The sequence below is a fragment of the Pseudomonas sp. T8 genome (assembly GCF_024610635.1).
Lineage (GTDB): Bacteria > Pseudomonadota > Gammaproteobacteria > Pseudomonadales > Pseudomonadaceae > Aquipseudomonas > Aquipseudomonas chlororaphis_I.
The window spans coordinates 4,783,136-4,796,904 of the sequence record NZ_CP102374.1; the positions used below are offsets into that span (position 1 = coordinate 4,783,136).

The following is a 13,769-nucleotide window of genomic DNA, read 5'->3' on the forward strand; positions in this document are numbered from 1 at the left end:
TAAGTGCTGCCGGGATTACAGGCTGGCAGCGGCGCGCAGGGCTTCGGCGCGGTCGGTCTTTTCCCAGGTGAAGGTGGTGAAGGTGTCATCACCCACGGTCTTGGTTTGCGGGGTACGGCCGAAGTGGCCGTAGGCCGCGGTCTCGCGGTACATCGGGTGCAGCAGGTCGAGCATGGTGGTGATCGCGTAAGGGCGCAGGTCGAAGATTTCGCGGACCAGCTTGATGATCTTGTCGTCGCTGATCTTGCCGGTGCCGAAGGTGTTCAGCGAGATCGAAGTCGGTTGCGCCACGCCGATGGCGTAGGACACCTGGATCTCGCAGCGCTCGGCCAGGCCGGCGGCAACGATGTTCTTGGCCACGTAACGACCGGCGTAGGCGGCCGAACGGTCGACCTTCGATGGGTCCTTGCCGGAGAATGCGCCGCCGCCGTGACGGGCCATGCCGCCGTAGCTGTCGACGATGATCTTGCGACCGGTCAGGCCGCAGTCGCCGACCGGGCCGCCGATGATGAACTGGCCAGTCGGGTTGATGTGGAACTGGGTGTCCTTGGACAGCAGTTCGGCCGGCAGCACGTGCTTGACGATCAGTTCCATCACGCCTTCGCGCAGGTCTTTGTACGACACGTCAGGGTTGTGCTGGGTCGACAGGACCACGGCGTCGATGCCGACTACCTTGCCGCCTTCGTAGCGGCAGGTGACCTGGGACTTTGCATCCGGACGCAGCCAAGGCAGCAGGCCGGACTTGCGGGCTTCGGCTTGGCGCTGAACCAGTTGGTGCGAGAAGGTGATCGGGGCCGGCATCAGTACGTCGGTTTCGTTGCTGGCGTAGCCGAACATCAGGCCCTGGTCGCCGGCGCCCTGGTCTTCAGGCTTGGCACGGTCGACACCCTGGTTGATGTCGGGGGACTGCTTGCCAATGATGTTCATCACGCCGCAGGTCGCGCCGTCGAAACCGACGTCGGAGCTGGTGTAGCCGATGTCGGTGATCACGTCACGAACGATCTGCTCCAGGTCAACCCAGGCCGAGGTGGTGACTTCGCCGGCGACGATGGCCACACCGGTCTTGACCAGGGTTTCCACCGCTACGCGGGCGTGCTTGTCCTGGGCAATGATGGCGTCCAGCACCGCATCGGAAATCTGGTCGGCGATTTTGTCCGGATGCCCTTCAGACACGGACTCGGAGGTGAAAAGGGAGTATTCGCTCATCTCGACGGTTTCCTAAAATTTACCGATGGTGAGTGTCGCCAGCCGGTCGCTGAAAGTGGCGGACCTGGATCTGGAAACCATTACGTAAACCTACATACAGACTTTCTCCGGGAACCAGTCCCGCAGCGGTGGCCCAGCGGGCCAGGTCGTCCTGGTCAAACCCCAGCCAGAGATCACCGCAGGCCTCCCTGGCCCAACTCTGGTTGTGGCTGCACAACTCTGTCACTAACAGGCTGCCGCCCGGTTGCAGCAAGCCGGCCAGGCGCTTCAGCGCATCGGCCGGCGCGGCGAAATGGTGCAGGACCATGTTCAGCACCACGCAATCGGCCGTCAGGCTCACGCCATTCAATGCATCGGCCAGTTGCAGGCTGACGTTAGCCAGCGTTTCGCGTTCACAGACCTGGCGTGCCAGTTCGAGCATGGCCGGGCTGTTGTCCAGCGCGGTCACCCGGGTGAAGCGGTGGGCCAGTTCCGGCAGGAAGCTGCCATCCCCGGGGCCGACTTCGATCGCCGTGGCGGTGTCCGTGAAGTTCAGTTTGTCGAGCAGTGCCAGCACGCTTTCGCGGTACTGGGGCAGTCCTGCGATCAGGTCCTGCTGGGCGCGAAACTTCTCCGCGACCCGTGAGAAAAAGTCCTGGCTGGCGGCCGCCCGCTGGCGGTGCACCAGGCCGATACGCGATTGCACTTCGCCGGGCAGCGTCAGGTTATCCACTTCATCCAGCAGGGCGGCGTGCAGCCGGCCGCCCAGCAGTTCGGTGTGGGGCAGGGCGCGCCGGTAGAAGATCGCGTTGCCTTCGCGGCGGGTCGCCACCAGCTCGGCCTGGGCCAGCACCTTCAGGTGGTGGCTCATGCCGGACTGGCCAATGGCGAAGATCTGCGCCAGTTCCAGTACGCCGAACGAGTCGTTGGCCAGCGCGCGCAATACATTCAGCCGCAGCGGATCGCCGCCGGCCTTGCACAGGGCCGCCAGCTCATCGCAGTCATCATGGCTAATGGAGGGCGCGCGTAAATTCATAAGGCCAGCAGTCTAGTGACGCACCCCCAACCTCGCAAGACCAATATCAAAAAGTTTTGATATTGCTCGATAGATGGCACTTAACGGAGGTCGTGATGTTCTACAGACGAACTGCGGAATGGTTTCATCAGGCGATTGCCCCTTTATCGACCGGAAAAACGCGCCAGAGTCATTATCTGTCATTGCCCCCGGCCTACCGCTGAGGGAAAATGCACGCCTTTTTCCGATTCGTTTTATCCAACTCGACTTAGATAACCCCCAGGAGATCAGCGATGCCAAGCCGTCGTGAGCGTGCCAACGCCATTCGTGCCCTCAGCATGGATGCCGTGCAAAAAGCCAACAGCGGCCATCCCGGTGCCCCTATGGGTATGGCGGATATCGCCGAGGTACTTTGGCGTGACTACCTGAAGCACAACCCGAGCAATCCATCCTTCGCCGACCGTGACCGCTTCGTGCTGTCCAACGGCCACGGCTCGATGCTGATCTACTCGCTGCTGCACCTGACTGGCTACGACGTCACCATCGACGACCTGAAGAGCTTCCGCCAGCTGCACAGCCGCACCCCGGGCCACCCGGAGTTCGGCTACACCCCGGGCGTCGAGACCACTACCGGCCCGCTGGGCCAAGGCCTGGCCAACGCCGTGGGCTTCGCCCTGGCGGAAAAGGTCCTGGCGGCGCAGTTCAACCGTCCCGGCCACAACGTCGTCGACCACCACACCTACGTGTTCCTGGGCGATGGCTGCATGATGGAAGGCATTTCCCATGAAGTCGCGTCCCTGGCCGGCACCCTGGGCCTGGGCAAGCTGATCGCCTTCTACGATGACAACGGCATCTCCATCGACGGCGAAGTCGAAGGCTGGTTCACCGACGACACGCCAAAGCGTTTCGAAGCCTACAACTGGCAGGTGATCCGCAACGTCGACGGTCACGACCCTGAAGAGATCAAGACCGCGATCGACACCGCGCGCAAAAGCGAGCAGCCGACCCTGATCTGCTGCAAGACCACCATCGGTTTCGGTTCGCCGAACAAGCAAGGCAAGGAAGACTGCCACGGCGCGCCACTGGGTGCCGAGGAAATCGCCCTGACCCGCGCCGCGCTGAAGTGGAACCACGGCCCGTTCGAAATCCCGGCCGACATCTACGCCGAGTGGGATGCCAAGGAAACCGGTCGCGCCGTCGAAGCCGAGTGGGACCAGCGTTTCTCCGCCTACTCCGCCGAATTCCCTGAGCTGGCCAACGAGCTGGTGCGTCGCCTGAGCGGTGACCTGCCGGCCGACTTCTCCGAGAAGGCCGATGCCTACATCGCCGAAGTCGCGGCCAAGGGCGAAACCATCGCCAGCCGTAAAGCCAGCCAGAACGCCTTGAACGCGTTCGGCCCGCTGCTGCCGGAATTCCTCGGCGGTTCGGCCGACCTGGCCGGTTCCAACCTGACCCTGTGGAAAGGCTGCAAGGGCGTCAGCGCCGAAGACGCCAGCGGCAACTACATGTACTACGGCGTTCGCGAGTTCGGCATGACCGCCATCATGAACGGCGTGGCCCTGCACGGTGGCCTGGTGCCTTACGGCGCGACCTTCCTGATGTTCATGGAATACGCCCGCAACGCGGTACGCATGTCGGCCCTGATGAAGCAGCGCGTGATCCACGTCTACACCCACGACTCCATCGGTCTGGGCGAAGACGGCCCGACGCACCAGCCGATCGAGCAGATCGCCAGCTTGCGCTGCACCCCGAACCTCGACACCTGGCGTCCAGCCGATGCCGTGGAATCGGCTGTGGCCTGGAAAAGCGCGATCGAGCGCAAGGACGGTCCTTCGGCGCTGATCTTCTCCCGCCAGAACCTGCAGCATCAGACCCGCGATGCCGTGCAGATCGCCGCAATCAGCCGCGGCGGCTACGTGCTCAAGGACTGCGCAGGCGAGCCTGAGCTGATCCTGATCGCCACCGGTTCCGAAGTCGGCCTGGCGGTGCAGGCCTTCGACAAACTGACCGAGCAGGGCCGTAAGGTGCGCGTGGTGTCCATGCCATGCACCAGCGTGTTCGATGCTCAGGACGCCGGTTACAAACAGTCGGTCCTGCCGCTGCAGGTCAGCGCCCGTATCGCCATCGAGGCCGCTCACGCGGACTACTGGTACAAGTACGTCGGCCTGGAAGGTCGCGTCATCGGCATGACCACCTACGGCGAGTCGGCGCCTGCGCCGGCCTTGTTCGAAGAGTTCGGTTTCACCCTGGAGAACATCCTGGGTCAGGCTGAAGAGCTGCTGGAAGACTAAGTCCGCCAGTCGCGTTGTCTGCTGTTCTTCGCGGGCAAGCCTCGTTCCTACAGATCATCACGATCCCGTAGGCGCGAGGCTTGCCCGCGATGACAATGGAGCTGGCAACACGACAGTGATGGATTCACCCCGGTAATCGAGAACCCCATGCCTCAACCGCGTCCCTATAAAGTTGCACTCAACGGCTACGGCCGGATCGGTCGTTGTGTCTTGCGTGCCCTGTTCGAACGGGGGGCTGCGGCCGGGTTCGAGATTGTCGCGATCAACGACCTGGCCGACATGGCCAGCGTGGAATACCTGACACGCTTCGACTCCACCCACGGCCGGTTTCCCGGCGAGGTGAAGGTCGATGGCGATTGTCTGCATATCAATGGCAACTGCGTGAAGGTCCTGCGCAGTGCCACCCCCGAAGGCATCGATTGGGCGTCCCTGGGCGTCGACCTGGTGCTCGAATGTTCCGGCGCCTATCACACCCGTGAAGACGGCCAGCGCTTTCTCGACGCCGGCGCGCCGCGGGTGCTGTTTTCCCAGCCGATGGCCAGCGAGGCGGATGTCGACGCCACCATCGTCTACGGCGTCAACCAGGACTGCCTGACCGGCGCCGAGCTGCTGGTGTCCAACGCATCCTGCACCACCAACTGCGGCGTGCCGCTGTTGCGCCTGCTGGACCAGGCCATCGGTCTGGAATATGTGTCGATCACCACCATCCACTCGGCGATGAACGACCAGCCGGTGATCGACGCCTATCACCACGAAGACCTGCGCCGCACCCGTTCGGCGTTCCAGTCGGTGATCCCGGTGTCCACTGGTCTGGCGCGTGGCATCGAGCGGCTGCTGCCGGAACTTGCCGGGCGAATTCAGGCCAAAGCTGTGCGCGTGCCGACCGTCAACGTGTCTTGCCTCGACATCACGATGCAGACCGTGAGCGATACCGACACCGGCGAAGTCAACCGGATCCTGCGCGAGGCCGCCACCAGCGGTCCGCTCAAGGGCCTGTTGGCCTACACCGAGTTGCCGCACGCCAGTTGTGATTTCAACCATGATCCGCATTCGGCGATCGTCGATGCCAGCCAGACCCGTGTTTCCGGCCCGCGGCTGGTGAACATCCTGGCCTGGTTCGACAACGAATGGGGTTTTGCCAACCGAATGCTGGATGTTGCAGGACACTATCTGCAAGCCGCTGCACCCAAAGCTGTCTCTTAACTTCCCGTTTCCAAAAAAACAGTAACCCAGGAATTGCGACCCATGACCGTGTTGAAGATGTCCGACCTCGATCTGCAAGGTAAGCGCGTACTGATCCGCGAAGACCTCAACGTCCCAGTCAAGGACGGTGTTGTCACCAGCGATGCGCGTATCCTGGCTTCGCTGCCGACCATCAAGCTGGCCCTGGAAAAAGGCGCGGCCGTGATGGTCTGCTCGCACCTCGGTCGTCCGACCGAAGGCGAGTTCTCCGCCGAGAACAGCCTCAAGCCAGTGGCCGACTACCTGAGCCGTGCCCTGGGTCGCGAAGTACCGCTGGTGGCCGACTACCTGGGCGGCGTCGACGTCAAGGCCGGCGACATCGTGCTGTTCGAGAACGTGCGCTTCAACAAGGGCGAGAAAAAGAACGCCGACGAGCTGGCCCAGCAATACGCCGCCCTGTGCGACGTGTTCGTGATGGACGCCTTCGGCACCGCGCACCGCGCCGAGGGTTCGACCCACGGCGTGGCCAAGTTCGCCAAGGTCGCCGCTGCCGGTCCGCTGCTGGCCGCCGAGCTGGAAGCACTGGGCAAGGCTCTGGGCGCCCCGGCCAAGCCGATGGCCGCTATCGTTGCCGGCTCCAAGGTGTCGACCAAGCTCGACGTGCTCAACAGCCTGAGCCAGATCTGCGACCAGCTGATCGTCGGCGGCGGCATCGCCAACACCTTCCTCGCCGCTGCCGGTCACCCGGTCGGCAAGTCGCTGTACGAGCCGGACCTGCTGGATACCGCTCGCGCCATCGCCGCCAAGGTCAGCGTGCCGCTGCCAGTGGACGTGGTAGTGGCCAAGGAGTTTGCCGAAAGCGCGACCGCCACCGTCAAGCTGATTGCCGAGGTGACCGCCGACGACATGATCCTGGACATCGGCCCGCAGACCGCGGCGAACTTCGCCGAGCTGCTGAAATCGTCCAAGACCATCCTGTGGAACGGTCCGGTCGGTGTGTTCGAATTCGACCAGTTCGGTAACGGCACCAAGGTGCTGGCCCAGGCCATCGCGGAAAGTGCGGCGTTCTCCATCGCTGGCGGCGGCGACACCCTGGCGGCCATCGATAAATATGGCGTGGCCGAGCAAATCTCCTACATTTCTACCGGCGGTGGCGCTTTCCTCGAATTCGTCGAGGGCAAGGTGCTGCCGGCGGTCGAAGTCCTGGAAAGCCGGGCCAAAGCCTGAAGTCCCAATGGCCAGGCAAAGGAGTGTTCATATGGTCAAGACGTTACCGCTGTTGATCGTTGCGGGCTTGCTGGCCGGTTGCGGCAGCCAGCCTCCCCAGCCGGAGCCCGAGTCGGGAGAGCCGGAGAAAGGCTGCTATCAGGCCGACTGGCAGGCCGAGACCGCGCCTGTGATCAACAAGCGCATGGGACCCGATGGTCTGGACAAGTACGAGACTCCAGCCAAGGCCAAGGAACATGGTTGCCCTTGACGGGTCTGATTCGATAACGCGCTGTGCTGGCGGCCGTGGGCCGTCAGCCGAGGAACACCGATGAAAGGCTTTATCGCCGTGGCTGCGCTGGGATTGCTGGCAGGTTGCGCCAACTTCGACCTGTTCAAGCCGGCCGAGACGGACAACTGGACGACCTGGGTGTGCGACAGCCAGGCGCAAGTGGTCTGGCGCTACACCGACAGCAGTCGCAAGGAAGTCGATGTGCGGCTGGGCGGGGCCGACCAGGTCTATCGCCTGAAGCTGGAGCCGAGCGGTTCCGGTTCGCTGTACAGCAACGACATGCTGGCGTTTCACGAAAAAGGTGACGAAGGCCTGGTTTACTGGGTCGCCACCAACGATTTGATCGGTCGCGGCTGTAAAGCGCCGTAGGCCGGGAGCCGATGCTGAACCGGTAGGAGCGAAGCTTGCTCGCGATAGCGATCCAACCGTCAACAGAGATGTTGAATGTGATGACCCTGATCGCGAGCAAGCTTCGCTCCTACAGAGAGAGGCGCGACTCTTGAGATTGATGCAGTAACGAATCGGCAGGCCGGGCTGACCCCCGATCTGCAATCACTTGAATAGCAGCCGCCGCTACGGCAGGCTTGCACGATTAACGACCCTCGACCGGGAGAGATACACACAATGGCACTCATCAGCATGCGCCAGATGCTGGACCACGCAGCCGAATTCGGCTACGGCGTTCCAGCCTTCAACGTCAACAACCTTGAACAGATGCGCGCCATCATGGAAGCAGCTGACAAGACTGACTCTCCGGTGATCGTCCAGGCTTCGGCCGGTGCCCGCAAATACGCCGGCGCGCCTTTCCTGCGCCACCTGATCCTGGCGGCGATCGAAGAATTCCCGCACATCCCGGTGTGCATGCACCAGGACCACGGCACCAGCCCTGACGTCTGCCAGCGTTCGATCCAGCTGGGCTTCTCCTCGGTCATGATGGACGGCTCCCTCGGCGAAGACGGCAAGACCCCGACCGACTACGAATACAACGTTCGCGTGACCCAGCAGACCGTGGCCATGGCTCACGCCTGCGGCGTTTCGGTAGAAGGCGAGCTGGGCTGCCTGGGTTCCCTGGAAACCGGCATGGCCGGTGAAGAAGACGGCATCGGCGCCGAAGGCGTGCTGGACCACAGCCAGATGCTGACCGACCCGGAAGAAGCCGCGGACTTCGTCAAGAAGACCCAGGTCGACGCCCTGGCCATCGCCATCGGTACCAGCCACGGTGCCTACAAGTTCACCAAGCCGCCTACCGGCGACGTGCTGGCGATCGACCGCATCAAAGAGATCCACAAGCGCATCCCCAACACCCACCTGGTGATGCACGGTTCGTCTTCGGTTCCGCAAGAGTGGCTGGCGATCATCAACCAGTACGGCGGCGACATCAAGGAAACCTACGGCGTGCCGGTTGAAGAAATCGTCGAAGGCATCAAGTACGGCGTGCGCAAGGTCAACATCGACACCGACCTGCGCCTGGCGTCCACCGGTGCGATGCGTCGCCTGATGGCCACCAACCCGAGCGAGTTCGACCCGCGCAAGTTCTTCGGCGCCACCGTAACCGCCATGCGCGACGTGTGCATCGCCCGTTACGAAGCCTTCGGCACCGCCGGCAACGCTTCGAAGATCAAGCCGATCTCCCTGGAAGCGATGTTCCAGCGTTACCTCAAAGGTGAGCTGAACGCCAAGGTCAACTAAGCCTTAGCGTTTCACGAAAAAGCCCGCAGCGATGCGGGCTTTTTTGTGCCCGGTTTTCCGAACCTGGTAGGAGCGAGGCTTGCCCGCGATAGCGGTCTGCCTGGTGACATCCATGGCGAATGTCAGGCCCTCATCGCGGGCAAGCCTCGCTCCTACGGAAGATCAGGTTTCGTTGTGATCGATATCCAGCTTGTAGAAGGTCACCTTGCCGCCTTCGGTGGTGTAGCCGGTGTTGTCCTGCACGTACACCCCGGCCTTGAAGTACAGCGGCTTGTCGCGCCAGGTGCTGCTGATCTGGGTGTCCCATTGGTAGCCCGCGGCGCTGACGCCCAGCGCGCCCCCGGGGCTGAGGTGGATCAGGTAGGAGAACTCGCGGTCCAGCGGCACGTTCTCGGCGACGATGATCACCCGGCTATCGGCATCGTCCGGATGCATGCGGACCTTGGCGACGATGTTGCCGCTCTGGGTGGTGGTCTTGTACTGGTACTCGACCTTCACCAGCGGCTTGGTGCTGTTGTAGGCGTGGATCTGGCCGATGACGATCTTGCCCGTGGACGGCACCTGGTTCACCGCCAGGGTGGCGTAGAGCAGGTTGTCGGCTTCCGGGTAGGTCCAGTTCTTCAGGGTGCCGTTGGCGTAGGTTTCACGCAGCTCGCTGCGCGGGTAGATGGCGTTGGCGGTGCGGGAGCCGGTGACGGGCGACCAGAAGAACAGGGTGCCGGTGTCGGAATGGAAATACTGGTCCTTGAAGCCATCCACCAGTTTGGGGGTGTCGATGGTCGCCGGTGGACTGCCTTCGGGAATGCTCAGATTCCAGGTTGCGAGGTCGATCATAGTCAAAGCTTCCCGATTTGGTGCCGGATGAAAAGCCGACAAAGGCTTTAGCCTGCGCTTTTGAAGGCGGTCTTTATAAGCGTAGAAGCTGCTTTTGTTAATGCCCGTCCGGCGGATAATTGGCGTCAACCATCTGTCGAAAAACCGCCGCCACCGCTTTCAGCGCCTATGGGGTTGACCGTTAGTCGGGTGCCTGGGGCTTTGGCTAAATGCTGGCGCTGTGACAGCTTCTGCTTTGCGGGTTCCGGGTCTAGAGTGAAGGCTCAGTTTTTGTCCGGTCTTCTTCGCAGGCCGGCCCTACACAGACAAGAGAAGCAGCATGGAATGCGCGCAAACTCGGCCAGGTGAAGCCAGCTCGGTCTTACTGATTGTTGATGATTACCCCGAAAACCTGCTCAGCATGCGCGCACTCTTGCAGCGCCACGACTGGCAGGTCATGACCGCCGCCTCGGGCGTCGAGGCCCTGGGTCTGTTACTGGAACACGACATCGATCTGGTGTTGCTGGATGTGCAGATGCCGGAAATGGACGGTTTCGAAGTCGCCCGCCTGATGCGCGGCAGCCAGCGAACCCGCCTGACCCCGATCATTTTCCTGACCGCCAACGAGCAGTCCAAGGACGCCGTGATCAAGGGCTACGCCAGCGGTGCGGTGGATTACCTGTTCAAGCCGTTCGACCCGCAGATCCTCAAGCCCAAGGTCCAGGCGTTGCTGGAGCAGCAGCGCAACCGCCGTGCGCTGCAGCGCCTGAGCCACGACCTGGAGAACGCCCGGGCCTTCAACGCCTCGGTGCTGGAAAACGCCGCGGAAGGGATTCTGGTGGTGGATGAAGGCGGGATCGTCCGTTTCGCCAACCCGGCGATCTCGCGTTTGCTCGACGCTCCGGTGAGCGAGCTGGAGGGCTCGGCGCTGCTCGACTATCTGCAAAAACCCCATGTGCCGCAGTGGGCCGAATCCGAGCTGTATGCCTGCTATCGCAAGGGCGAGACCTACCGCCTGCACGACGCCACGCTGCGTACCCTGCCGGGCCAGCAGGTGTCGGTGGCGTTGTCCTGCGCGCCGTTGCCGAGCGAACAGAAGGCGATGGTGGTGACCCTGCTCGACATGTCGGAAGTCCGCCACCTGCACCAGCAACTGGAATACCAGGCGGTGACCGATCCGCTGACTGGCCTGCTCAACCGGCGCGGCTTCTACCAGACCGTGGAAAGCGTGTTGCTGCGCAGCGAGCGCTCGGACAAGTCGCTGGTGCTGCTGTACCTGGACCTGGATGGTTTCAAGCGGGTCAACGATTCCCTGGGGCACGACGCGGGGGACCGGGTGCTGCGCTGGGTGTCCGAGCAGATGAAAGCCTGCCTGCGCTCCTTCGACATCCTGGCGCGCATGGGCGGCGACGAGTTCACCGCCTTGCTGGAACTGGAGTTTCCGGAACAGGCGGCGAAGATTTCCGAGAAGCTCATCGAACGGATATCCATCTGTCAGCAGATCGACGGCCTGGATGTTGCCCTGGGGGCCAGCATCGGCATCGCCATCTACCCCGATTGCGGCTCCAACCTGGATGGCCTGATGCGCGCGGCGGACATCGCCATGTACGAGTCCAAGCGTGCCGGGCGCCAGCAATACCGTTACTACGACCACGAAATGAACGGCCGCGCCCGTTCGCGACTGATGCTCGAGGAAAGTGTGCGCAGCGCGGTCGAGCGCAAGGAGTTCAACCTGGTGTACCAGCCCCAGGTGGCGATTGCCGACGGGCGCCTGCGCGGTTTCGAAGCCTTGTTGCGCTGGCGGCATCCGAGCGTCGGCGATGTGCCGCCGGGGTTGTTTCTGCCGCTGCTGGAGGAAGCGCGGCTGATCAGTCGCCTGGGCAGCTGGATCTACCAGCAGAGTACGAGCCAGCGGGCGTCCTGGAAAACCCTGTTCGCCGAGCAGACCGTGCTCGCCGTGAGCTTGAGCGGCACCCAGTTCGCCATGCCGAACCTGGCCACCGAACTGCGCCAGGTCCTGGAACGTCATGGTCTGGAGCCTTGGCAACTGGAAGTCGAGATTACGGAAAGCGCCTTGACCCAGAACCTCGATGAGTCGCGCAAGCAACTGCGCCTGTTACGCAGCCTCGGGGTGCGGGTGGCGCTGGACGACTTCGGTTCGGGCGACTGTTCGTTGGCTCATCTGCGGGACCTGGAGCTCGATACCCTCAAGCTCGACCGCCACCTGATCGCCAGGTTGCCGGATTCGACGCGGGATGCGGCGCTGGCGCGCTGCGTGATCGACCTGTGCAAGGCGTTCGGTGTGCTGGTGATCGCCGAAGGCGTGGAAACCCTGGAACAGTACCGCTGGCTGCAGGCCAACGGCTGTGAGTACGTGCAGGGTTTCCTGGTGGCGCGGCCGTTGATCGCCGCGGATGCCGAGCGCTTTGCCGAGCCCTTCGACTGGAGCGCGTTGCCGGGTTGAATTCGCTACACTGGCGGCCTTTCGTGATTGCGTTGCCGCCCCATGACCGCGTTGAAATACCTCCAGGCCTATCCCGCCACCCTGCAAGAACAAGTGCGCCAGCTGATCGCACAAGGGCGGCTGGGCGACTACCTGAGCCAGCGTTACCCCGGCAAGCACGGGGTGCAGAGCGACAAGGCGCTGTACGGCTATGCCCTGGAGTTGAAGCAGGAGTACCTGCGCAATGCCCCGGCCATCGACAAGGTGCTGTTCGACAACCGCCTGGACCTGACGCACCGCGCCCTGGGCCTGCACACTACGATCTCGCGGGTCCAGGGCGGCAAGCTCAAGGCCAAGAAGGAAATCCGCATCGCCTCGCTGTTCAAGGAAGCGGCGCCGGAGTTCCTGCGCATGATCGTTGTCCACGAGCTGGCGCACTTCAAGGAAAGCGAGCACAACAAGGCCTTCTACAAGCTCTGCGAGCATATGCTGCCGGGCTATCACCAACTGGAATTCGACCTGCGGGTCTACCTGACCTGGCGCGAGCTGCAAGCGCGCCCGGGCGGGGCCGAGTGACCCTGGGCAAGGAGCGGGCGATGGACGTGAGCAAGACCAAGAGCAGTTTTTACCGCCGGCTGTACGTGGCCTACCTGATCGACAGCGGCCTGGCCAGCAACGTCCCGGCCCTGACCGAGGCGACCGGCATGCCGCGGCGTACGGCGCAGGACACCATCGCCGCCCTGGCGGATCTGGACATCGTCTGTGAGTTCGAACAGCAGGACGGTGCGCGCAATCATGCCGGCAGCTATCGGATCAAAAACTGGGGCGCGATCGACAAGGGCTGGATCGAGGCGAATCTGTCGCGGATCAAGGCGGTGCTGGAGTATCCCTGAGGGAGCCCGGCAGCCCATCGATGTGTATGCGAGCCTGCTAGCCCTTGTAGGAGCCAGCAGGCTCGCGATCGCGATATCAGCTGCGGCGCATGCCGATATGCGGGATATCGTCTTCCAGGTACTCCTCGCCCACGACGTTGAAGCCGTAGCGCCCGTAATACCCCTGCAAATGCGCCTGGGCCGACAGATAGATCGGCGTGTGCGGCCAGTGTTTCTGCGCCTGTTTCAGGGCGTGCTCCATCAGTTCATGGCCCAGCCCCTTGCCCCGGGCTTGCGGGGCAATCACTACGCGGCCGATGACCACGTCGCCACCCTGGGAGACCGGGTCGAGCAGGCGCAGGTAAGCCACCAACTGGTCATCGTCCCAGGCCATCAGATGGCAGGTGTCGCCTTCCAGGTCCTGGCCATCGACTTCCTGGTAAGCGCATTTCTGCTCGACCACGAAGACTTCGGTACGCAACCGCAGGATCGCGTACAACTGCTCCTTGCCCAGATCGGTGTGGTGTTTGCAGACCCATTCGATTGTCATCGTTTCATCCTTTGGAAAGCTGTGCCCGGATGTTAAGCGCCTGGCGGGTGGCTTGTCTTGCCTGGCGGCGCAGTGGCAATTCTGTGAGGCAGGTCAAAATGCCATCATCGCGTTGGTTCGTGGCTGGCTTCTTTGTGTAATCTGCGCTGAAGCGCCGTGCAGTGGCGCCCATAAGCTACTGTTAGGAGCTGGATCGCGGCCGTCCACCGGCCGGAGAACCTCGAGTCTGGG

The 13,769-nt window shown here is 62.8% G+C and carries 13 protein-coding genes; 9 read left to right on the top strand and 4 right to left on the bottom strand.

The genetic code is table 11. The features are described 5' to 3' along the window. Window positions 1-15: 15 nt before the first annotated feature. Both metK and NRG23_RS21570 read right to left on the bottom strand, forming a co-directional pair. A complete protein-coding gene (gene metK, locus NRG23_RS21565) occupies window positions 16-1,206 on the bottom strand; it encodes a methionine adenosyltransferase (protein WP_009051273.1) in 1,191 nt (396 codons plus the stop codon). 19 nt (window positions 1,207-1,225) lie between these two features. After that, window positions 1,226-2,221, bottom strand: coding sequence for a metalloregulator ArsR/SmtB family transcription factor (locus NRG23_RS21570; protein ID WP_009051272.1), 996 nt, complete (start codon window positions 2,219-2,221; stop codon window positions 1,226-1,228). Between the two features lie 272 nt (window positions 2,222-2,493). Between NRG23_RS21570 and tkt the strand changes: the two genes are divergently transcribed. The 6 genes from tkt (at window position 2,494) to fba (ending at window position 8,860) form a co-directional block, all read left to right on the top strand. Then, entirely contained in the window at window positions 2,494-4,491 is a 1,998-nt protein-coding gene (tkt, locus tag NRG23_RS21575; protein ID WP_103331612.1) for a transketolase, read from the top strand. A gap of 147 nt (window positions 4,492-4,638) precedes the next feature. After that, entirely contained in the window at window positions 4,639-5,694 is a 1,056-nt protein-coding gene (epd, locus tag NRG23_RS21580) for an erythrose-4-phosphate dehydrogenase (protein WP_009051270.1), read from the top strand. A gap of 42 nt (window positions 5,695-5,736) precedes the next feature. Then, window positions 5,737-6,900 carry a phosphoglycerate kinase gene (locus tag NRG23_RS21585; RefSeq protein ID WP_257372036.1) on the top strand — a complete coding sequence of 388 codons (1,164 nt, stop codon included), beginning with the start codon at window positions 5,737-5,739 and terminating at the stop codon, window positions 6,898-6,900. Window positions 6,901-6,931: 31 nt separating this feature from the next. Continuing rightward, window positions 6,932-7,150 (top strand): hypothetical protein, encoded by a 219-nt coding sequence (locus NRG23_RS21590; protein ID WP_257372037.1) that lies wholly within the window; start codon window positions 6,932-6,934, stop codon window positions 7,148-7,150. Between the two features lie 60 nt (window positions 7,151-7,210). Then, entirely contained in the window at window positions 7,211-7,540 is a 330-nt protein-coding gene (locus tag NRG23_RS21595) for an MliC family protein (RefSeq protein ID WP_007922315.1), read from the top strand. 255 nt (window positions 7,541-7,795) lie between these two features. Continuing rightward, window positions 7,796-8,860 (top strand): class II fructose-bisphosphate aldolase, encoded by a 1,065-nt coding sequence (gene fba / locus NRG23_RS21600; protein WP_003229012.1) that lies wholly within the window; start codon window positions 7,796-7,798, stop codon window positions 8,858-8,860. A 162-nt stretch (window positions 8,861-9,022) separates the two neighbouring features. On the opposite strand, the gene NRG23_RS21605 is transcribed toward fba, so the two are convergent. Then, complete coding sequence (locus NRG23_RS21605) at window positions 9,023-9,694, bottom strand: polysaccharide lyase family 7 protein (RefSeq protein WP_009051268.1); 672 nt, start codon at window positions 9,692-9,694, stop codon at window positions 9,023-9,025. A gap of 319 nt (window positions 9,695-10,013) precedes the next feature. Here NRG23_RS21605 and NRG23_RS21610 point away from each other — a divergent pair, with 319 nt between their 5' ends. The 3 genes from NRG23_RS21610 to NRG23_RS21620 are packed head-to-tail and all read left to right on the top strand — an operon-like array spanning window position 10,014 to window position 13,009. Beyond that, on the top strand, window positions 10,014-12,137 hold the full coding sequence (locus NRG23_RS21610) for a bifunctional diguanylate cyclase/phosphodiesterase (protein ID WP_016704233.1): 2,124 nt from the start codon (window positions 10,014-10,016) through the stop codon (window positions 12,135-12,137). 42 nt (window positions 12,138-12,179) lie between these two features. Beyond that, window positions 12,180-12,692 carry a M48 family metallopeptidase gene (locus NRG23_RS21615; protein ID WP_016704232.1) on the top strand — a complete coding sequence of 171 codons (513 nt, stop codon included), beginning with the start codon at window positions 12,180-12,182 and terminating at the stop codon, window positions 12,690-12,692. A gap of 20 nt (window positions 12,693-12,712) precedes the next feature. After that, window positions 12,713-13,009 (top strand): helix-turn-helix domain-containing protein, encoded by a 297-nt coding sequence (locus NRG23_RS21620; protein ID WP_016704231.1) that lies wholly within the window; start codon window positions 12,713-12,715, stop codon window positions 13,007-13,009. Between the two features lie 76 nt (window positions 13,010-13,085). Here NRG23_RS21620 and NRG23_RS21625 read toward each other — a convergent pair whose 3' ends face one another. Further along, window positions 13,086-13,538 (bottom strand): GNAT family N-acetyltransferase, encoded by a 453-nt coding sequence (locus NRG23_RS21625; protein WP_016704230.1) that lies wholly within the window; start codon window positions 13,536-13,538, stop codon window positions 13,086-13,088. Window positions 13,539-13,769: the final 231 nt, after the last annotated feature.

Excerpts from the sequence above, each read along its gene's own strand:
- metK (WP_009051273.1), bottom strand. The coding sequence starts at position 1,206 with ATGAGCGAATACTCCCTTTTCACCTCCGAGTCCGTGTCTGAAGGGCAT.
- NRG23_RS21570 (WP_009051272.1), bottom strand. The coding sequence starts at position 2,221 with ATGAATTTACGCGCGCCCTCCATTAGCCATGATGACTGCGATGAGCTG.
- tkt (WP_103331612.1), top strand. The coding sequence starts at position 2,494 with ATGCCAAGCCGTCGTGAGCGTGCCAACGCCATTCGTGCCCTCAGCATG.
- epd (WP_009051270.1), top strand. The coding sequence starts at position 4,639 with ATGCCTCAACCGCGTCCCTATAAAGTTGCACTCAACGGCTACGGCCGG.
- NRG23_RS21585 (WP_257372036.1), top strand. The coding sequence starts at position 5,737 with ATGACCGTGTTGAAGATGTCCGACCTCGATCTGCAAGGTAAGCGCGTA.
- NRG23_RS21590 (WP_257372037.1), top strand. The coding sequence starts at position 6,932 with ATGGTCAAGACGTTACCGCTGTTGATCGTTGCGGGCTTGCTGGCCGGT.
- NRG23_RS21595 (WP_007922315.1), top strand. The coding sequence starts at position 7,211 with ATGAAAGGCTTTATCGCCGTGGCTGCGCTGGGATTGCTGGCAGGTTGC.
- fba (WP_003229012.1), top strand. The coding sequence starts at position 7,796 with ATGGCACTCATCAGCATGCGCCAGATGCTGGACCACGCAGCCGAATTC.
- NRG23_RS21605 (WP_009051268.1), bottom strand. The coding sequence starts at position 9,694 with ATGATCGACCTCGCAACCTGGAATCTGAGCATTCCCGAAGGCAGTCCA.
- NRG23_RS21610 (WP_016704233.1), top strand. The coding sequence starts at position 10,014 with ATGGAATGCGCGCAAACTCGGCCAGGTGAAGCCAGCTCGGTCTTACTG.
- NRG23_RS21615 (WP_016704232.1), top strand. The coding sequence starts at position 12,180 with ATGACCGCGTTGAAATACCTCCAGGCCTATCCCGCCACCCTGCAAGAA.
- NRG23_RS21620 (WP_016704231.1), top strand. The coding sequence starts at position 12,713 with ATGGACGTGAGCAAGACCAAGAGCAGTTTTTACCGCCGGCTGTACGTG.
- NRG23_RS21625 (WP_016704230.1), bottom strand. The coding sequence starts at position 13,538 with ATGACAATCGAATGGGTCTGCAAACACCACACCGATCTGGGCAAGGAG.